Origin of the sequence: Janthinobacterium goodfellowi (assembly GCF_051380695.1) — a bacterium.
GTDB lineage: Bacteria > Pseudomonadota > Gammaproteobacteria > Burkholderiales > Burkholderiaceae_D > Janthinobacterium.
Window position 1 is genome coordinate 1 of sequence record NZ_JBNYXN010000007.1, and the last position, 19,334, is coordinate 19,334.

The window sequence follows — 19,334 nt, forward strand, 5'->3', positions numbered from 1 at the left end:
GACCATAGCAAGTTGGTCCCACCCCTTCCCATCCCGAACAGGACCGTGAAACAACTTTGCGCCGATGATAGTGCTGCAACCAGTGTGAAAGTAGGTTATCGTCAGGCTTGTTATTCGAAAAAACCCCTTCCGGTGATCCGGTTGGGGTTTTTTTACGTCCAATGATTTATGCATGGCATTGACCGCGTGCTACCTTGAAAGGGATATCTTGTCTGCGATGCATACGCTGGAACAATTACGCGCTGGCCAACTGGCCGGCCTGCGCCGCCTGAAGCTGTCGTGCGGCTTGACGGAATTCCCCCGTGAAATCTTCGACCTGGCCGACAGCCTGGAAATCCTCGACCTGTCGGGTAATGCGCTGTCTTCGCTGCCTGACGAGCTGCCGCGCCTGCGCAAGCTGCGCATCATTTTTTGTTCGGATAACCTGTTCACCACCTTGCCCGCCGTGCTCGGTTCCTGTCCTGCGCTGGACATGATCGGTTTCAAGGCGAACCGGATCGGCCACGTGCCGGCCGCAGCCTTGCCATCGGCACTGCGCTGGCTGACCCTGACCGACAATGTCATCGAGTCCATGCCGGATGAGCTGGGCAAGTGCGGGCAACTACAGAAACTCATGCTGGCGGGAAATTGCCTGAGCCACTTGCCCGCCACCCTGGCCGATTGCCGCCGGTTGGAACTGGTGCGCATCGCCGCCAACCGTTTTACGACGCTGCCCGACTGCCTGCTGTCCTTGCCACGCCTGAGCTGGCTCGCGTATGCGGGCAATCCCTTTACGGAAGCGCGTGAACTGGCGGCCCTGAGCGGCGCCGGGACGGCGGGCGTGGCCTGGCAGCGCCTGCAACTGGCGCAGCAGCTGGGCGAGGGCGCGTCGGGCGTGATTTACCATGCCCGCCTCGATGATGCCGAGGATGTTGCGGTGAAAGTATTCAAGGGGGCGATGACCAGCGACGGCTTGCCGCGCAGCGAAATGGCTGCCTGTGTCGGCGCCGGTGCCCATCCTGGCCTGATTCCCATCCTCGGCACGCTCGATGCGCATCCGCAAGGGGCGCTGGGACTCGTCATGCCGCTGATCGATGCGGCCTACCGCAACCTCGCCGGGCCGCCCAGCCTGTCATCATGCACGCGTGACGTGTATGCCGAGGGCGTGCACTTTGACGCATCGCAAGCCCTGGCCATTGCCCACGGCATCGCCTCGGCCGTATGCCAGCTGCATGCGCGAGGGATCGTGCATGGCGACCTGTATGCACACAATATCCTGCATGCGGACGCCGGCGCCTGCCTGCTGGGCGACTTCGGCGCGGCTTCCATGTTTGCGCCAGGCACGCGGCAAGGGGACTTGCTGCAGGGCATAGAAGCGAGGGCCTTTGGCGTGCTGCTGGGCGAGCTGGTCGCACATTGTGCGGCGCCCTTGCCGCCCCTGCAGGCCTTGCTGGATGCGTGCCTGCAGGAGGAGGTACTGCGGCGACCCAGGTTCGACGCTATCGAATGGGCGTTGCGAGAAATGCTCCCCGCATAAAAAATGGCGCAGCCTTCGCAGGCTGCGCCATTTTTATCTCAGGCTGGCAATCTTCAGCCAGGTACCTGGATTTCTTTTTCCGGCAGGGCGATCTGGTTGTCGACGCTGAACTGGTAGTCCTTGAAGACGTGTTCGGCCGTCAGGATCTGGTATTCGCCGTTGTCGAGCTTATGCGTGGTGTCCTTCAGGCGATACGTGTAATGGCCGCAGGTCCAGCAGTTGAAGTTGCGCATGTGGGTGCACAGGCAAGTCTTGTCCATCACGACGACGGTTTTTTGTTCCGGATGGGCCGCCACTTCGCGGTTGTACGAGTTGATGTACGCGCAGTTGCCCGTCGCATCGAGCAGGTAGCCATACGATTCGCAGCCTGGACGGATGCCGGCGCCGATGGCGGGCGTGTTTTTCAGCATGCGCATCGGGTAACCGGTCGGCGAGACGCCGTTGACGATGATGTCTTCTTCCGAGGCCTTGTAGTATTCCTGCTTGACCTTGTTTGGCAAGCCGCATTCCTTGGTGACGGTAAAGCGCGTGGCCACTTGCACGCCGGCCGCGCCCGCTTCCAGGAAGGAGACGGCATCGCTGCCCGTGAAGATGCCGCCGGCGGCGATCAGCGGGATGTCCAGCTGTTCGGCTTTCAGGTAGGCCAGCAGTTCAGCCGTGATCGTGTGCAGGTCGTAATTGGCCCAGTCCATGCCGAAACCCAGGTGGCCGCCGGCCAATGGTCCTTCGACGATGATGAAGTCGGGCAAGCGGTCCAGCTTGGCGTTCTTGCGCAGGAAAATCTGCAAGGCGCGCACGGACGAGACGATGATGCCCAGCTTGGCGTCACGGAAACGCGGATGGTCGGCCATCAAGGCGAACGAACCGAAGTGCAGACCGGCCGACAGGGTGATGCCGTCGATGCCCGCGTCCAGCGCGGCATTCAGACGCACGCGCAAGGTTTCGCGCGGCCCGTTCATGGTCAGCTTTTCCATGCAATTGACGAAGATCAAGCCATCGCCTTTTTTCGCTTCCATGGTGCGGCCGATATGCAGGCGCTGCGCTTCCGCCAGGCGGCCCAGGTCGAACTGCACCACGGCCTTGTCGCTGTTATTGATGTTGAACTTGTACAGTTTCGTCTTGTCTTTGACGAAGGTGGTGTCGAAACGGCGATCCGACACGTCTTCCACCATGGCATCGGAGATATGCCCGATACCGTTCAGCCGGGCCGCTTCCAGGGCCAGCTCCGACGTGGAAATATCCACACCCATTCCGCCTATCATGATGGGCACATATTCTTTTTTGCCAAATCGCAGGCGGAAATCATCAACACGTTTCATTGCTATCCTTAGACTACCGTGGTTATCACTGAGCCAGATGTACGGTCAAGCCCGCTGCCGGTCAGGCGCGCGGGCGCATGTAGCTGTGCGCAGCTTCAATTCTACCCCAAGCGGGCAGGCGCTCCGAGGCAGCTTGCCGCCATGCCGGTGCAAGCGCAGGCCGGAGCGTGCGCATCATCGAAATTAATCGCGGAAATTGTTAAATTCCAGCGGCATGTCGGGCACGTCCTTGCGCAGCATGGCCATGGCCGCCTGCAGGTCGTCGCGCTTGGCGCCCGTGACGCGCACGGCTTCGCCCTGGATGCTCGCTTGCACTTTCATCTTGCTGTCCTTGATGACGCGCACGATTTTCTTGGCATCATCCGATTCGATGCCATTCTTGATCTTGATGATCTGCTTGACCTTGTCGCCGCCGATCTTCTTGATGTCGCCTTCGTCGAGGAAGCGCACATCGACCTTGCGTTTGGTCAATTTGTTCGTCAGCACGTCGCGCACCTGGCTGAGCTGGAATTCCGAATCCGCAAACGCGGTCAATTCGTTTTCCTTGTGTTCGACGCGAGCGTCGCTGCCCTTGAAGTCGAAGCGGGTCGTGATTTCCTTGTTGGATTGCTCGACGGCATTCTTGACTTCGATCATATCGGCTTCGGAGACTACATCAAATGACGGCATGGTCTGTTCCTTTTCTTGTTAAAGCGAGCGCGCGCTCGGCGCGCTGGGCCTTGGCGGCTGATTCTGCGCCATGGGACGGCCCTGTTAAAGATGCGACATTTTAACGGACAACGGGCAAGTCGCCCTTGTCCTGAGGTGGTTTTTTGTCGCTTTCGCTCTATAATCGAGCAAAATTTCCCTATCCCATGCATCCAGAGCTCACCATCGAACACAATTACAACCTCCAGCGCCTGAATACCTTCGGCATCGCGGCCCATGCGGCCGCCTACGTACGCATCACTTCGCAGGCCGAATTGCAGGCCGCGCTGCAAGACCCCGCCTTGTCCGCCATGCCGCGCCTGATATTGGGCGGCGGCAGCAACATCGTGCTCACGGGCGACTTTCCCGGCGCCGTGCTGCACATGGCCACGCGCGGCATGCGCCTGGCGCAGGCGGACTTCGAGACGATACTCGTCACGGCCGCGGCCGGGGAAAACTGGCACGATTTCGTGCAGTGGACCCTGGCGCAAGGCGTGGGCGGGCTGGAAAACCTGTCCTTGATCCCCGGCACGGTGGGCGCGGCGCCTATCCAGAATATCGGCGCGTATGGCGTTGAAATCAAGGATTATCTGCATAAGGTGAGCGTCATGCACAGCGGCAGCGGCATCGTCTTCGACATGGACCGCGATGCCTGCCGCTTCGCCTACCGCGACAGCATCTTCAAGCAGGCGGACGGACGCGAGCTGATCGTGCTGGAAGTGACGTTTGCCTTGCCCGCCGAGTGGCAGCCGAACTTGCGCTACGCGGAACTGGCGCAGGCCGTGGCTGAGCGCAATCTTGCCGAGCCGACAGCACAACAGGTGGCTGAAACGGTGATGGCGATCCGCCGGCGAAAATTGCCGGACCCGGCCGTGATCGGCAATGCGGGCAGCTTCTTCAAGAATCCGGTGGTGTCACGGGAGCAATGTCTTGCCTTGCTGGCACGCTTTCCCACCTTGGTGCACCATGCGCAGCCCGATGGCACGGAAAAGCTGGCGGCCGGCTGGCTGATCGACCAATGTGGCTGGAAGGGAAAAAACCTGGGGCCCGCGGGAGTGTATCCCAAGCAGGCGCTGGTTCTGGTGAATAATGGCGGCGCTCGTGGCGCGGACATTACCCGGCTGGCGGAAGCGATACAGGATGATGTAGAGGCGAAATATGGCGTGCGCCTGTCGCCCGAGCCTGTGTTTGTCTAATTAAGCAAAGTGGCAGACGTAATCGAGCGTCTCCACCGTTTCAATATCAAAATAGCTATTGCCCGGCACCTTGAATTGCGTGCCCGGGCCATAGCTGTTCCACTCCGTCGCGTCGGCCAGGCGCACCTTGCACAGGCCGCCGACGATTTCCATGATTTCCGGGGCGCCCGTGTTGAAGCGCAACGATGACGCGAAAATTACGCCCACGCTTTTCTTCGTGCCGTCGGCCAGGATGACGTTGTGCGAGATGCATTTGCCGTCAAAGTAGATATTCGACTTCTTGACGACGCTGACATTGTCCAGTTGTGTGCTCATGCTTCACTTTCCTTGCTGTTAAAAATCAGTCTTCGACGTCAGCGGCGCTCAGCACGCTGTTGCGTCCGCCGCGCTTGGCCGCATACAGAGCCTGGTCGGCGCGGTTGATCAGTTGCTCGACCGTCGAGTCGGGCGACGGCACGACGGTGGCCACGCCGATCGAGATGGTGACGATGCCCGTGCTTGCCGCCGGGTTCTCGATCGGCAAGCCTTCCAGGTGGCGCCGGCATGCTTCGGCGATCAGCAGCGCGCCGGCCGCTTCCGTTTCCGGCAGGATCAGGGCGAATTCCTCGCCGCCGTAGCGGGCGGCCAGGTCGGCCGGGCGTTTCAAATGTTCCGTCAGCACGGCGGCGACTTTTTTCAGGCACAGGTCGCCCGCCAGGTGGCCAAAGTGATCGTTATAGCTCTTGAAATGGTCGATATCGCAGAACAGCAGGCTCAGCGGCGTCTTGTCGCGCTGACCCCGCTGCCATTCGAATTGCAGGGTTTCATCGAAGCGGCGGCGGTTGGCGATGCCCGTCAAGCCGTCGAGGGCGGCCAGTTTCTGCAATTCTATATTTGCGTCGGCCAGGTTCTTTTGACTTTCTCGCAGGAAACGAAAAGCCTGGTCGCGCTGCAGCCGGCTGATGTGCGCATTGGAATGGTAGCGTATGCGGGCCAGCAGCTCCAGGCGGTCCGGCAGTTTCACCACGTAATCGTTGGCACCGACGGCAAAGCTGTGCGCCTTCAGTTTCGGGTCATCCTTGGCCGACATCACGATCACCGGCACGTGCGCCAGCGCCGCGTTTTCGCGGTACAGCTGAATCAGGGCGAAGCCGTCGATGCCCGGCATCACCAGGTCTTGCAGGATGACAGTCGGTTGCAAGCGCTGCGCCGTGTCCAGCGCCTGCGTGGCGTCGGTCACGTAATGAAATTCGATATCCTGCTGGTCGCTGAGCATGCGCCGCACGGCCTCGGCAATGATCAGCTGGTCGTCCACCAGCAGCACGCTGACCTTGAATTCGGTCAATGCGGGCTCATGCTGGGTGAAACTGGAGGAGAATTCTGGCATTGCATTCTTTTCAGATGTTAGGGGAGGGCTCCCACCCATTGTTGAGCTTGGCACCCAACCGGCTGCGCAGGCTGGCGCCTATTCTATCGAGGGGCAGGATTTGCTGCGCCGCATCGAGTTCAGCCGCCGCGCGCGGCATGCCGTACACGGCACTGCTGGCCTGGTCTTGCGCAATCGTCGCCTTGCCCGCGCGGCGCATGGCCAGCAAACCGTCGCCGCCGTCGCGTCCCATGCCTGTGAGCAATACGCCGATGGCGTCGCCGCGCCAGTGCTGGGCCACGCAGTTGAAGAAGACATCGACGGACGGGCGGTAAACATAGTCGCGCGGTGCTGCATCGTAACCCAAACGATAATTTTGATCTAGCAGCAGGTGATCATTGGTCTTGGCGATCAGTACCGTGCCGGACACCAGCTCGTCGCCTTCGGCGATCACGCGCACGGGCATGCTGAGCTGGTCGTCCAGCCATTTGGCGAAGTGCGAGGCGAAGGTTTCATCGATATGCTGCACCACGACGATGGCGCAGCCGGGCGGCGCCGTCCAGCCGGCCAGCACCTTGGCTACCGCTGAGGGCCCGCCCGTCGAGGCGCCGATGGCCACCAGGGTCGATACCTGGCCGTCGCTCCGTTCGCCGCCATTGCCGTTCGCCTGGCGCGGCGGCGGTGGCTCGGCGCTGTGGCGTATCAGCTTGCCGATGGTCTTGATCTTGGCCAGCAGTTCGCTGTCACCGCCCACTTCTCCCTGCAGCACCGGCGTGGCGGTGACGTCGAGCGCGCCCGCGCCCAGCGCGCGGAACACCTGGTTGACATTGTCCTGCGGGCGGCCCGTGACGACGAGGATGGCGCACGGGCTCTGCTCCATGATCAGGCGCGTCGCTTCCACGCCATCCATCTCCGGCATGTTCAGGTCCATCAGGATCAGGTCGGGGCGGTTGCCCTCGCACATGCGCACGGCCTCAAGCCCCGTGCGGGCGATCCACAGCACCTGGTGTTCCTGCGTACTGGCGACCACCCGGCGCAGGGCCTCGGCGGCCATGGCGACATCGTTGGCAATGGCAATTTTCATGAATGACAGCTCATAAGCGGGCATCTCCTATCAGGTCGGCCACCGCGTCGAGCAAGGTCTCGTCGTGGAAGCTGCCTTTGGTCAGATAATAATCGGCGCCGGCGGACAGGCCGCGCGCGCGGTCTTCCGGACGGTCCTTGTACGAGACGATCATCACCGGCAGCTTGTGCAGGTGCAGGTCCTTCTTGATCAGCGAAACGAGTTCGATGCCATCCATGCGCGGCATGTCGACGTCGGTGATCACCAGGTCGTATTCGCCGCTGCGCACCACGTTCCAGCCGTCGATGCCGTCGATGGCCACGTCGACGTCGAAGCCGCGCGCTAGCAGCAGCTTGCGCTCCATCTCGCGCACCGTCAGCGAATCGTCGACGACGAGAATGCGCTTGGCGCGGCGCTGCTGCGCGTGGCCGGCCTGCGCCAGCTGGTGCAGGCCGCCTTCGTGCAGCAGCTTGTCGATCGACAGCAGCAAATCGGGCACGTCGAGGATCAGCACCGGTTCGCCGTCGTCGAGCAGGGCGGCGGCGGAAATGTCGCGCATCTTGCCGAAGATCGGGTCGATGGCCTGCACCGCCAGGCTTTGCTCGCCGCGGATGGCGTCGACCACCAGCGCATAGCTTTGCTTGCCGCGGCCGATCACCACCACCGGCAAGTCCTCGGCCTGGCTGGCCGCTTCGCCCAGTTCCAGTACCTGCGCGGCCGACACCAGGCCCAGATGCTCGCCCTTGAGTTCGAAGAACTGCTTGTTTTCCAGGGTATGGATGGCCGCTTGCGGCACGCGCACCACGCTTTCCACCTTGACGATGGGGATGGCGTAGGCTTCGCCGTGCACGTCGACCACCAGCGCGCGCACGATCGATTGCGTCAGCGGCAGGGTGATCAGGGCGCGGAAACCGCGGCCCGGCTCCGATTCCAGGCGCACCGTGCCGTTTTGCTGGCGTATCGTCTCGTGCACGATGTCGAGTCCCACGCCGCGTCCGGACAATTGATTGGCCGTGGCCTTCAGGCTGAAGGCGGGCAGGAACAGGAACTCCAGCAGTTCGCCCGGCGACAGCGCGGCGGCCATGGCGGGGCTGGCCATCTTGCGCTCGATGACGGACTGGCGGATCTTCTCCAGGTCGACGCCGCGCCCGTCGTCGCTGATCTCGATGCTCAGCATGCCGGCGCGATGGCGCGCTTCCATGCGTATCGTGCCTAGCGCTTCCTTGCCCGCGTCGATGCGCTCGTACGGGCCTTCCATGCCATGGTCGATGGCATTCCTGAGCATGTGGTTCAGCGGACTTTCGATCTTCGCCAGGATATCGCGGTCGACCAGGGTGTCTTCGCCCTCGATTTCCAGCTGCACTTCCTTGCCCAGGCTGCGCGCCAGGTCGCGCACCATGCGCGGAAACGCGTGGATGCCGTCGCGGAAAGGGCGCATGCGCAGGGCCAGCACTTCGTCGACCATGCCCTGCGAGACGGCCAGCAGGCGCCGCTCGTAGGTTTCGATATCGGCGATGTGCTCGAGCATGAACTGCTTCAGCGGTTGCGTCTTTTGCAGCGCCAGCAGGGACTTTTCCATCAGGCTCGGGTCGGCCGAGCGGGTAATGGCTTCGTGCAGGTGCTCGATGGCGGAAAACAGGCTGCTCTGGTTGCGCTTGAAGCGCTGCAGCGCGCCGACGAACGGGTGCATCTGGTGCGCATTGATGCGCGATTCGCTGGCCAGCGACAGCAGTTTGTCGAAGTTTTGCGCCGCTGCCTTGGCCGATGCGGCACCCGTGCGCTGCGCAGGCGCGGCCGCGGACTCGGGCTCCTCGCCCGCCAGGCCGCTGGCGACGGGAGCCTGCGGTTCGGCCGCTTCCTGCGGCAAGGGGGCCGCTGCCGGCGCTGGCATGGGGGCCGGCGCCGAAGGCAGGGCCGGCAATTCGGGCAGGTCGGCGATGCCGGCGATGGCGTTCAGGGTCTGGTCGATCTGCGCCGCATTCGCGGCCAGCCACGCTTCGGCGCCCGCGTCGTCCAGGCGCGACAGCTGCACGATCAGGTCGACGCCAGACAGCAGCACGTCGACCCGTTCCGGCGTCAGTTTCAAGCGGCCATGCTGGGCGGCGACAAAGCTGTCTTCCATGCCGTGCGCCAGCTGCACCACCACTTGCAGGCCGACGATGGCAGCGGCGCCCTTGATCGAGTGCGCCGCGCGCATCATCGCCTCGACGGCGGTCGCGTCGCCCGCATGGCGCTCCATGGCCAGCAAGCCGTCGGTGAGAATCTGGGTCTGGCTGTCCGCCTCCATGCGGAACAGGTCCAGCATGGAAAAGGCACTCAGGTCGCCGTGCTGGTCCTGGCTCATCGTAATAGTCTCGCAAGTTGAAAGCCGATCAGCGCCGTGTCGAGGCAGCCGATGCGCATGTCGCCCTCGGTGATGACGCCGGACAGGAAGCGCGACAGGCCCTTGTTGATGGTCGCCGCCGGCGTCTGCACCTTGGCCGAGGCGTAGCGCACGATGCCGTGCAGGTCGGCCACGGGCAGGGCGTAAGCCTGTTCTTCCCAGCGCAGCAGCAGCAGGCGCGCAAAGGTGTGGCGGCCGCGGGACGGCGGCGCGCCCTGTTCGTCGATGCCCAGCAGGTGTGCCAGCGACATGCATGGATACAGCTTGCCGCCGATATTGACGATGCCGGACAGGCCGCGCCCGCTGCGGTGCGGCAGCACATGCGGCTTGGCTTGCGGCGCCACGGCGTCGAACACGCGCGTGGGCAGCGCCAGCCATTCGCGGCCGATGCGAAATACCAGCGCCGAGCTGTCGCGCACTTCGCCGCCTGAATCGATCTGGCGGAAGTGGCTGGCCCAGTCGCGCTGGTAGTGCGCGTCCACGGGCCGTTGCAGGTTGCGCTGGGCGGCGCCCGCATACACGTCGCAGTTGCGGCAATGGACGTTGGCGGGCAGCTTGGGACAACTCTGGTCGCCGACCACGCCGATATGGTTCCAGCAGTCGTCGATGGTTTCCAGAGTCTCGCTGGCGATGATGGTTGTCATGCGTGCCCCTTAGTTGGACGCCTGGCGGCGCTGGTAGATGCGCGCCGCGCGCGCCTTCAGGGTGGCGGCGGCCGTGTGGTTGCCATTGCGTTCGGCCAGCAGGGACAGATGGCACAGCGCTTCGTAATGGTCGGGCTGCAGGTAGATGCAGCGGCGCCAGTAGTCGTCGGCCAGGTCCATCTTGCCGGCCAGTTCATTGATGATACCCAGCATGAAATACGCTTCCGCCGCTTCGGGGACGCGGGCAAGGTGAGCGTGGCATTTTTCGCCCGCTTCGCGCAACTGGCCGCGGTCGGCCAGCAGGCGCGCCTCCGCCAGCAAATCGGCTTGCGCTGCCGGTGCCGGCACGGACACGGGGCGCGTGCGCGGCGCCGCCGGCGCGGCGGAAGAGGGGGCCGCTGCTGCAGCGCGCCCTGGCGCGCGCGGCACGCTGCGCAGGGGACGCGCGGCAGGCAGCGGCGCCACTTGCACGGGACTGGCCGGCGCCGCCGTTTCCTTCTTCAGGGCGAAGGCCTGGCGGAACTGCAGCGGCGCGAAGCCGTTCTGGCAGAACGACGGCACTTCCGCATAGCCGGCCAGCAGCATGCCGTCGTCGGCCAGCAGGGCGGACAGGTTGGCGATGGCCGCGCGCGTGGTCGGTTTGTCGAAGTAAATCAGCAGGTTGCGGCAGAAGATGACGTCGTAGTGTTTGCTGTAGCTGGCGGTATCGAACTGCAGCAGATTGCCCTGCCTGAAGGTGACTTGCTCGCGCAAGGAATCGATGACGCGGTAGGCGTCATCGGCCACGTGCGTGAAATAGCGCTCGCGGAAGGCCACGTCCTGCGCGCGGAAGGCGTTGCGCCCATACACGCCGGCCTGCGCCCGCTCGATGCAGCCAGGGCTCAGGTCATAGGCATCGATGCTGAACGCCTGTTTCGGCACGCCGCCGTCGCGCAGCGCCATGGCCATCGAATACGGTTCCTCGCCGCCCGCGCACGGGATCGACAGGATGCGCGTGGCGCGCCCCCGGGCCCAGCGTTCCTGTACCAGTTCGACGGTGGCGTAGAACGCCTGCGGATCGCGGAACAGCCACGATTCGGGCACCACCACCAGCTCGATCAATTGCGTCATTTCGGCCGGCGTGAGCGCCTGCAGATAGGTTTCGCTATCGCTAAAGCCCGTCTGCTCCATGCGCTGGTTGACGGCCCGCTCGGCCACGGATTTGGAGACGGACAGGCCGGTCGCGCGGCGCAGCAGGGCTTGTGCCGTCATGCCGCGCTCGCTTCCTGAAACAGCAGCGCGCGCACGTCGGGCGGCAGCAGCTGTTCCAGTTCCACCAGCTGCACGATGCCGTCGGCATCGCTGGCCACCTGGCCCAGGAAGGGTGCCGTCGCCACGCCGCTGTCTTCAAGCCCTTGCGGGTCGATGTCGGCGATGCCGCGCACCTGCGAGGCGAGCAAGCCCAGCGCATGCATGGCGCCGTCCGGCGCGCGGTAGTCGACGATGACGATGCGCGTGTCGAATTGCGCGGCGGCGGGCGGCAGTCCGGCCAGGCGCGACAGGTCGATCACGGGCACGGGCGTGCCGTGCAAGTCCATCAGGCCGGCCACGTAGTCTGGCGTGAGCGGCAACTGTTTCAGTTCCAGCAGCGGCAGCACGCGCACGATGCTGGCCAGTGGCAGGCCGTAGCGGTCGCGTCCGATGTGAAAGAGCAGCACTTTCATGGGATCAGATGGTGACGGCGAAGGTCGATACGCTCGACTGCAGGTCGCCCGCCGCATATTGCAGCTGGTGCACCGCCTCGCTGGTGGCTTTTAATGACTCCACCGTCTGCTGCGTGGCATCGTTGAGCTGCATCATGGTGTCGGAGATTTGCGAGGCGCCGATGGCCTGCGACTGCATGCCTTGCAGCACGGCATCGAACTGCGGCGTGAGCTTTTGGACCTGGTCCATCACGGATGACAGCTGCTCGGCCACCTGGCGCACTTCGCCCACGCTGCGGCGAATTTCTTCCGAAAATTTATCCATGCCCATCACGCTGGCGGACACGGCCGACTGCATTTCCTTGAGCATTTGCTCGATATCCCAGGTGGAAACGGAGGTCTGGTCGGCCAGGCGGCGGATTTCCGTCGCCACCACGGAAAAGCCGCGGCCCGCCTCGCCCGCTTTTTCCGCCTCGATGGCGGCGTTCAGCGACAGGATGTTGGTCTGGTCCGCCACCTTCGTGATGGTGATCAGCACGCTATTGATATTGCTGGCCTTTTCCGACAGGGCGGCCAGCTTGGCGTTGATGGAATCGGTGGCCGAAACCATGTGCTGCATGGTCGAATCCATGCGCTTGAGGTTATTCTGCGCTTCGGCCGTGGCATTCGTCGTGTAGTCGGCCACGGCGGTGGCGTCTTCCATGGTTTTGAGCAACTGGCTCGTATTGGCCGAGATTTCCTTGGTGGTGCTGAGAATTTCCACGCTCGTTTGCGCTTGCTCAATGCCCGTGGCTTCCTGCTGGCGCGCCGAGGCGGCAATTTCCGTGGCGGATGTCGTCACCTGGATACCGGCCTTTTGTACATTATTGAGCAGGCTGCGCAGGTTTTCGAACATCTTCGCCAGGCCATTGCCCAGTTGCCCGATGGCATCGCTGCCCGTGATGCTGACCTTGCCCGTCAGGTCGCCCGAGGCCGCCTTCGACACCACTTCCAGCAAGGAATCGACCTTGGCCCGCAAGGTGTTGGTGGCGGCCAGTTCATTGGCCTGGTTGTCCTGGATGGTTTGCGCCATGCGGTTGAATTCTTCCGTCACCTTGCCCAGTTCGTCGCGCGAGATGATGGCGGCGCGCGCGCCCTGCTCGCCGCCGGCGATGCGCCCGACGGCGTCCGTCAGGCTGTTCAGCGGGCCGAGGATGGAGCGGCCCAGCAGGTAGGAAATGCCCAGCGCCAGCACGATGCACAGCAGACCGCCCAGGGACAGGGTCAGCAGCATGGTTTCCTGCAGCTTGCTGGTCGTGTTCGAGCGCTCGGCCAGCAGGCGGGTTTCCTCGGCCGCCGCCTCGTCGAGCAGCTTGTTCGCTTGCGCGACGGCCGGGTAGCCGGACGGCGGCATGGTGCGCGCCACCGATTCCGTCGCGCCCGGCGCATTGCCCAGCGCGCGGCGCTTTTCGATCAGGGGATTGATCCAGTCCTTGACCCAGGTGGTGCTCAGCTGGTCGATCTTGCGGAAGCGTTCCGACTGTTGCTTGTTGTCGACCGTCATGCTGATGGCTTTTTGCGTGTGCTGGCTCAGCATTGCCGCCTCGTCCGTTTCCGGCGTCAGCGAGGCTTCGTTGCCGGTCAGGATGTAGCCGCGTGTTTCCACCTGGATTTGCAGGATGGAATTGTGGATCTTGTCGATCTCGATCAAGACTTCCATCGTGTGGCGGTCCCATGCATTGGCCTCGGACAGCCGCGAAAAGCTGTTGTAGGCCACGCCCAGCAGGATCAGGATGATGGCCACGATGGAGCCGAAGCCCAGGTACAGTTTATTCTTGATACTCAGGTCTTTGAACATGGGGGCTCCGGAAGCGGGAAGGTCAGCACAATTGCACTGTAGCATTTTGCCATGCGGACAGCAAAATGGGGCGCGTGCAGGGCCGTAAATCGCGGACGAGTGCGTTTCAAACGTAAAAAAGCCGCCCGTGGGCGGCTTTGCTTGATGCGGGAGATGGTGCCTCCCTGCAACTAATTACTTCTGGCCCCGCTTTTCGCGGGCGATGGCGGCGATGCGCATGCGCAAGGCGTTCAGCTTGATGAAGCCGCCGGCGTCGGCCTGGTTGTAGGCGCCGCCGTCTTCGTCGAAGGTGGCGATGTTCATGTCGAACAGCGAATCGGTCTTCGAGTCGCGCGAGACGACGATGACATTGCCCTTGTACAGCTTGATGCGTACCCAGCCGTTCACGGTTTCCTGCGTGTGATCGATCAGGGTTTGCAGGGCGACGCGCTCGGGCGCCCACCAGTAGCCGTTGTAGATCATCGACGCGTAGCGCGGCATCAGGTCATCTTTCAGGTGGGCCACTTCGCGGTCCAGGGTGATCGATTCGATGGCGCGGTGGGCCTTGAGCATGATGGTGCCGCCCGGGGTTTCATAGCAGCCGCGCGATTTCATGCCGACGTAGCGGTTTTCCACCAGGTCCAGGCGTCCCACGCCATGCTTGCCGCCAACCTTGTTCAGTTCGGCCAGCACGGTGGCGGGCGACATGCGCACGCCGTTGATGGCGACGATATCGCCTTTTTCGTATTCGATGTCCAGGTATTCCGCTTCGTCCGGCGCCTTTTCAGGGCTGACGGTCCAGCGCCACATGGTTTCTTCCGCTTCGGCGCTCGGGTTTTCCAGATGGCGGCCTTCAAAGCTGATGTGCAGCAAGTTGGCGTCCATCGAGTACGGCGCGCCGCCGTTCTTGTGCTTCATGTCGATTTCGATGCCGGCGTCTTCCGCGTACTTCAGCAGTTTTTCGCGCGACAGCAGATCCCATTCGCGCCACGGGGCGATGATCTTCACGCCTGGCTTGAGCGCATAGGCGCCCAGTTCGAAACGCACCTGGTCGTTGCCCTTGCCGGTCGCGCCGTGCGAGATGGCGTCGGCGCCCGTGGCGTTGGCGATTTCGATCAGGCGCTTGGCGATCAGCGGACGGGCGATCGAGGTGCCCAGCAGGTATTCGCCTTCGTAGACGGTGTTGGCGCGGAACATCGGGAAGACGAAATCGCGCACGAATTCTTCGCGCACGTCTTCGATATGGATGTTTTCCGGCTTGATGCCGAATTTGATGGCCTTGGCGCGCGCCGGTTCCAGTTCTTCGCCCTGGCCCAGGTCGGCCGTGAAGGTGACGATTTCGCACTGGTAGTTATCTTGCAGCCATTTCAGGATGACGGAGGTGTCGAGTCCGCCGGAATAGGCCAGGACTACTTTTTTAATGTCGCTCATATTGCTTCCAGTTGTCGTTGTCGATGTATGTATTGCGATGCTGCCAGGTTTTATGCAGTGCCGGGCGAATTATTGGATTTTACCGAGTAACAGGTATTCGATCAGCGCTTTTTGCACGTGCAAGCGGTTTTCCGCCTCGTCCCACACCACCGATTGCGGGCCGTCGATCACTTCGGCGGCCACTTCCTCGCCGCGGTGGGCGGGCAGGCAGTGCATGAACAGGGCGTCGGGCGCGGCGCGGGCCATCTTCGCGCCATCGACGATCCAGCCGTCGAAGGCGGCGATACGGGCCGCGTTTTCCGCCTCGTAGCCCATGCTGGTCCACACGTCCGTGTTGACCAGGTGCGCGCCTGCGCAGGCGTCGGACGGGTTGTCGAAGAAGGTGTAGCGCTCGGTCTTGACTTGCGACAGGTCGATGTCGTAGCCCTTCGGCGTCGAGACGTTGACGTGGAAACCGAACACTTCGGCCGCCTGCAGCCACGAGTACAGCATGTTGTTGGCGTCGCCGATCCAGGCGACGACCTTGCCGGCGATCGAGCCGCGGTGTTCGATGTAGGTGAAGATGTCGGCAAAGACCTGGCAAGGGTGGTGTTCATTGGTCAGGCCATTGATCACCGGCACGCGCGAATTGGCGGCGAAACGCTCGATGATCTCCTGGCCGAAGGTACGCACCATGATGATGTCGCACATGCGCGACATGACCTGGCCAGCGTCTTCCACCGGCTCGCCGCGGCCCAGCTGGGAGTCGCGCGTGTTCAGGTAGATGGCGGCTCCGCCCAGCTGGTGCATGCCCGCTTCGAACGACAATCGCGTGCGGGTGGAGTTCTTTTCAAAGACCATCACCAGGGTGCGGTCGATCAGTGGATGGTAGATTTCGTAATTCTTGAACTTGCGCTTGATCAGATGGGCGCGTTCGATCACATATTCGTACTCTTCCAACGTGAAATCGGAGAACTGGAGGTAGTGCTTGATCGGTTTTTTTGTCGACATAATGACCACTTGAAGATGCGCAGGCCGCCGGCGGCGTGCCTTTCCCGCCGGGTTGCATCAGCGTACAACATCTCGTCTGATGACTGCCTCGCCCGGCGCGCTGCTGTGTTGATCGGTGCCCTTGCCTGTTTGTCGCGCGGGTCGATGCGGTTTGCCAAGTTGAAAATAATGCAATGGCAAGTACTTCAGCCGTTCAATTATAAGGGTTTTGCTTTTAGATTGGAAAGACCGTCCGGGCGCGTACTTGTATAGGCAAGCGTGCGCCCGGGCAAAGGGCGGTGGATTAATAGATGCTGGCGGGCGCGGCCTCGTCCAACTGGGGTGCCACCAGGGGCAAGTCCAGGGTAAAACGCGTGCCGGCGGGGCTGCTGGCCACCTGGATGGTGCCGCCCAGCAGGGCCGTGACGATGTTGTAGCTGATCGACAAACCGAGGCCGCTGCCGCCCTGGCCCAGCTTGGTGGTAAAGAAGGGGTCGAAGATGCGCGACAGATGCTGTTCCGCGATGCCGCCGCCATTGTCGGCGAAGACGATCCGCACGCGCGCGCCATCGGGCGCGGCGGACAGGCGCATGCAGCCCGCGCCGGCGGCGCCATCGTTGGGCGCGAGGGGAAAGGCATGCAGCAGGGCGTTGTTGATCAGGTTGGTGATCACCTGGCCGAACGGACCGGGATAGCTGTCCATGGCGATGCCGAAGGCTATCTCCATTTCGATGCGGTGGCCCGAGCTGCGGATGCGGTTCATGACGGTGGCGATGATTTCATTGCTCACCTGTTGCAGGTCGAACTGGCGCCGCTGCTCGGTGGTGCGGTCGACGGCCACCTGCTTGAAGCTGTTGACCAGGTCGGCCGCGCTGTGCAAGCCGCGCATCACCAGCGCTGATGCCTTGCCCGCATCCTCGATGTAGGCGGCCAGGTCCGAGCGGCGCAGGCCGGGGCCGTTCATCAGGCGTTCCACATCTTCCGTCTTTTGCTGCATGGTGCTGGCGATCAATAAACTGTTGCCGATCGGCGTATTGAGTTCATGCGCCACGCCGGCCATCAAGGAACCCAGGGCGGCCAGTTTTTCCTGCGACGCCAGTTGCGCCTGGGCGTCTTGCAGTTGCCGGTAGGCACTGGCATTGTCGAGCGCGATGGCACCATACGCGCACAGGGTGCGGAAGATCAGGCGTTCGCGTTCGCCATAGGCGTGGGCATGGCAAGCCTGCACCGTCATCACGCCCAGCACGCGCTCGCCCACCGTCAAGGGCACGTACAGCACGCTCTGGTTATGCAGGGTGCCGGGTACGGTGTAGGCGTGGCGCTTGGGTGGTACCTGGTCGATATACACTTCGCGCCGGCCCAGCAGGCAGCGCACGGAGTAGGCGCGTGGGTTGCTCAGTGGAATGGCGTTGTCGGACAGGGGCCGGCCCGCTTCCATGCCGTGCGCGCGGCGCAGCGCCGTGCCCGCTGCGTCGAGCATGTAGACGGCAAAAGTGTTGACTGGCAGCAAGGCATGCACGTGGCGGTCGAGGACCTGGAACACGGCGCTGGCGTCCAGGTGGGTGGTGATCTCCTGGCCGATGGCCGACAGCCGTTCCAGCGTATCGCTGGTCTGTTGCAATACTTCGGCACGGCGCGCTTCGGAGGCGGCCAGTTCGCGGTGATGATAGCCTTCCGAGCGCGCATGTTCCGTCTGGTGGTAAACCTGCATGGCGGTGGCGCGGTTGCTCGCTTGCTGGGTGTGGCTTTTTTCGCGCGCCACGCCCGCATCGAGGGCGATATCGTAGGCGCGCGCATAGTCGCCCGCATGCGCGTATTCGCGCGCCAGCGCATCGAGCAGTTCGCCGGGCGGCACATAGCCGTCGATCGAGGCGGCCACCTGCAGCGCCTGGTGCAGGAAATGCAGGGCGGGATTGCGTTCCTGCATGCCTGCCGGCGGCGGCAAGTCGTGGCGCGCATGCAGCATGGCCAGCACGCGCAGCGCGGCTACCTGGTGCATGGCGTCGCCCTGCGCGGTGGCCAGCTGGCAAGCCCGTTCGGCCGCCTGCAGCGCTTCGTCCGGGCGGTCCAGGTAAGACAGCGCATGGGCGCTGCCGCGCTGGGCCATGCTGCGGAAATCGGCCTGGCCCAGCGCTTCGGCGCGCTGCGCCAGCCGGCTGAAGGCGTCGAGCGCCGTGTCGTAGTCGCCCTTGTCCAGGCTCAGTTCGCCCAGGTGAAACAGGGCGTTGGCATAGGTGCGGGCGCCCGCCACGGGAGCGAGGATGTGCAGCGCTTCGCGCAGCAAGTCCTCGGCGGCGGCCAGGCGCCCCAGCTTGCGCATGGTTTCGGCCGTGTGCGTCTGGCAGGCGCCGATGCTGCGCGGCCAGCCGGTGGGGCGCGCCAGATCCAGCGCGCACTGCATCCATTCGAGGGCCGATTCGTTGTCGTTAAGGCTGGAGAAGCAGTCGCCGATATTGATGGCGGCCGTGATCGCGCCGCGCAGCTGGCCGCTTTCCAGGGCCGCCTCATAGCTTTGCATGTAGTGGCCGGCGGCCGTGCCCAGGTCGCGCGAGGTGTGCGCCAGCAAGCCGTGGAAATCGTGCACCCAGGCAGCCAGCGGCGCGGGCAGCTTGCCGCTGGCGCCGTCGGCCTGGAAGTGGCCGCCCCAGCGGGCCTGGGCGGCCGGCGCGTCGCGCAAGACGGCCCAGCGTGCCGTGGCCGCGTCGGCCAGGCTGGCGCGCATCGCATCGCCGGCGCCGCGCGCTTGCTGCGCCGCGGCCAGCAGTTCGGTATCGCAGCGGGCATGGTCGCCGCGGTCGACGGCGATCGAGGACAGCAGCCAGTGGGCATCGGCGCAGCCGGCCCCATCGCCGTGTGCGTCGCAGGTGGCGCGCGCCGCCAGGGCCAGGCTTTCCGCGGAGTCGAGCGCGCCTTGCAGCCAGGCCAGCTCCGCCTGCACCAGTTGCAGGCGCGCGCGCGCCTGTTCCAGTGCGGCACCTTCCAGGCCAGCCAGCGGCAGCAGCAGATGCGCCTCTTCGCTCAGTTGACTTGCTCTATTGCAATCCCGCTGGCGCAAATGCCAGGACAGCAACAGCAGCAGTGGTACGCGCCCGGCGCCGCGCAACGGCAGCAAGGCGCTTTCCCATTGCGCTACGTCATGTTCGAGCGCGAACATTTCCATTCAAGCATTCTCCCCGCAAACAGTGGTGCCAGCCTGCGACCATACAGGCCATGCGTCATCGCATTGTAAGCTGCATTCAGGGGAATTGTTCAGTGCGCAGGACAGAATTGTGCGTCCCGCACG

Annotated in this window: 15 protein-coding genes and 1 rRNA gene; 3 read left to right on the forward strand and 13 right to left on the reverse strand. The window is 63.5% G+C overall.

Annotated features, from left to right (window positions below; translation table 11 throughout):
• Positions 1–107 (forward strand): 5S ribosomal RNA (gene rrf / locus ACQ4WQ_RS23085); the annotation flags it as partial.
• 110 nt (positions 108–217) lie between these two features.
• A complete protein-coding gene (locus ACQ4WQ_RS23090) occupies positions 218–1,516 on the forward strand; it encodes a leucine-rich repeat-containing protein kinase family protein (RefSeq protein ID WP_436500754.1) in 1,299 nt (432 codons plus the stop codon).
• Positions 1,517–1,569: 53 nt separating this feature from the next.
• Here ACQ4WQ_RS23090 and ACQ4WQ_RS23095 read toward each other — a convergent pair whose 3' ends face one another.
• Positions 1,570–2,835 (reverse strand): nitronate monooxygenase, encoded by a 1,266-nt coding sequence (locus ACQ4WQ_RS23095; protein ID WP_152259527.1) that lies wholly within the window; start codon positions 2,833–2,835, stop codon positions 1,570–1,572.
• A 183-nt stretch (positions 2,836–3,018) separates the two neighbouring features.
• Positions 3,019–3,504, reverse strand: a complete 486-nt coding sequence (locus tag ACQ4WQ_RS23100; RefSeq protein ID WP_034759416.1) for a YajQ family cyclic di-GMP-binding protein — start codon at positions 3,502–3,504, stop codon at positions 3,019–3,021.
• 185 nt (positions 3,505–3,689) lie between these two features.
• Between ACQ4WQ_RS23100 and murB the strand changes: the two genes are divergently transcribed.
• A complete protein-coding gene (murB, locus tag ACQ4WQ_RS23105) occupies positions 3,690–4,718 on the forward strand; it encodes a UDP-N-acetylmuramate dehydrogenase (RefSeq protein ID WP_436500281.1) in 1,029 nt (342 codons plus the stop codon).
• Here the strand turns inward: murB and ppnP are convergent, their stop codons facing one another.
• The 11 genes from ppnP to ACQ4WQ_RS23160 all read right to left on the reverse strand — a co-directional run bounded on the left by ppnP (position 4,719) and on the right by ACQ4WQ_RS23160 (position 19,211).
• Positions 4,719–5,033 (reverse strand): pyrimidine/purine nucleoside phosphorylase, encoded by a 315-nt coding sequence (gene ppnP / locus ACQ4WQ_RS23110; RefSeq protein ID WP_436500283.1) that lies wholly within the window; start codon positions 5,031–5,033, stop codon positions 4,719–4,721.
• Positions 5,034–5,058: 25 nt separating this feature from the next.
• Positions 5,059–6,084, reverse strand: a complete 1,026-nt coding sequence (locus ACQ4WQ_RS23115) for a diguanylate cyclase (RefSeq protein ID WP_436500285.1) — start codon at positions 6,082–6,084, stop codon at positions 5,059–5,061.
• A gap of 10 nt (positions 6,085–6,094) precedes the next feature.
• Entirely contained in the window at positions 6,095–7,147 is a 1,053-nt protein-coding gene (gene cheB / locus ACQ4WQ_RS23120) for a chemotaxis-specific protein-glutamate methyltransferase CheB (RefSeq protein ID WP_436500287.1), read from the reverse strand.
• Between the two features lie 10 nt (positions 7,148–7,157).
• Positions 7,158–9,470 (reverse strand): hybrid sensor histidine kinase/response regulator, encoded by a 2,313-nt coding sequence (locus ACQ4WQ_RS23125; protein ID WP_436500289.1) that lies wholly within the window; start codon positions 9,468–9,470, stop codon positions 7,158–7,160.
• On the reverse strand, positions 9,467–10,153 hold the full coding sequence (locus ACQ4WQ_RS23130; RefSeq protein WP_436500291.1) for a chemotaxis protein CheW: 687 nt from the start codon (positions 10,151–10,153) through the stop codon (positions 9,467–9,469). The genes ACQ4WQ_RS23125 and ACQ4WQ_RS23130 overlap by 4 nt, the downstream gene beginning before the upstream one ends.
• Positions 10,154–10,162: 9 nt before the next feature.
• Positions 10,163–11,404, reverse strand: coding sequence for a CheR family methyltransferase (locus tag ACQ4WQ_RS23135; protein WP_436500293.1), 1,242 nt, complete (start codon positions 11,402–11,404; stop codon positions 10,163–10,165).
• Positions 11,401–11,856 carry a chemotaxis protein CheW gene (locus ACQ4WQ_RS23140; protein ID WP_436500295.1) on the reverse strand — a complete coding sequence of 152 codons (456 nt, stop codon included), beginning with the start codon at positions 11,854–11,856 and terminating at the stop codon, positions 11,401–11,403. The genes ACQ4WQ_RS23135 and ACQ4WQ_RS23140 overlap by 4 nt, the downstream gene beginning before the upstream one ends.
• A gap of 4 nt (positions 11,857–11,860) precedes the next feature.
• Positions 11,861–13,672: a methyl-accepting chemotaxis protein gene (locus ACQ4WQ_RS23145; RefSeq protein WP_436500297.1), complete on the reverse strand. Its 1,812-nt coding sequence runs from the start codon at positions 13,670–13,672 to the stop codon at positions 11,861–11,863.
• 174 nt (positions 13,673–13,846) lie between these two features.
• Positions 13,847–15,082: an argininosuccinate synthase gene (locus ACQ4WQ_RS23150; RefSeq protein WP_034759383.1), complete on the reverse strand. Its 1,236-nt coding sequence runs from the start codon at positions 15,080–15,082 to the stop codon at positions 13,847–13,849.
• A 69-nt stretch (positions 15,083–15,151) separates the two neighbouring features.
• Entirely contained in the window at positions 15,152–16,072 is a 921-nt protein-coding gene (gene argF / locus ACQ4WQ_RS23155; RefSeq protein ID WP_326459508.1) for an ornithine carbamoyltransferase, read from the reverse strand.
• A 283-nt stretch (positions 16,073–16,355) separates the two neighbouring features.
• Positions 16,356–19,211, reverse strand: coding sequence for an ATP-binding protein (locus ACQ4WQ_RS23160; RefSeq protein ID WP_436500300.1), 2,856 nt, complete (start codon positions 19,209–19,211; stop codon positions 16,356–16,358).
• Positions 19,212–19,334: the final 123 nt, after the last annotated feature.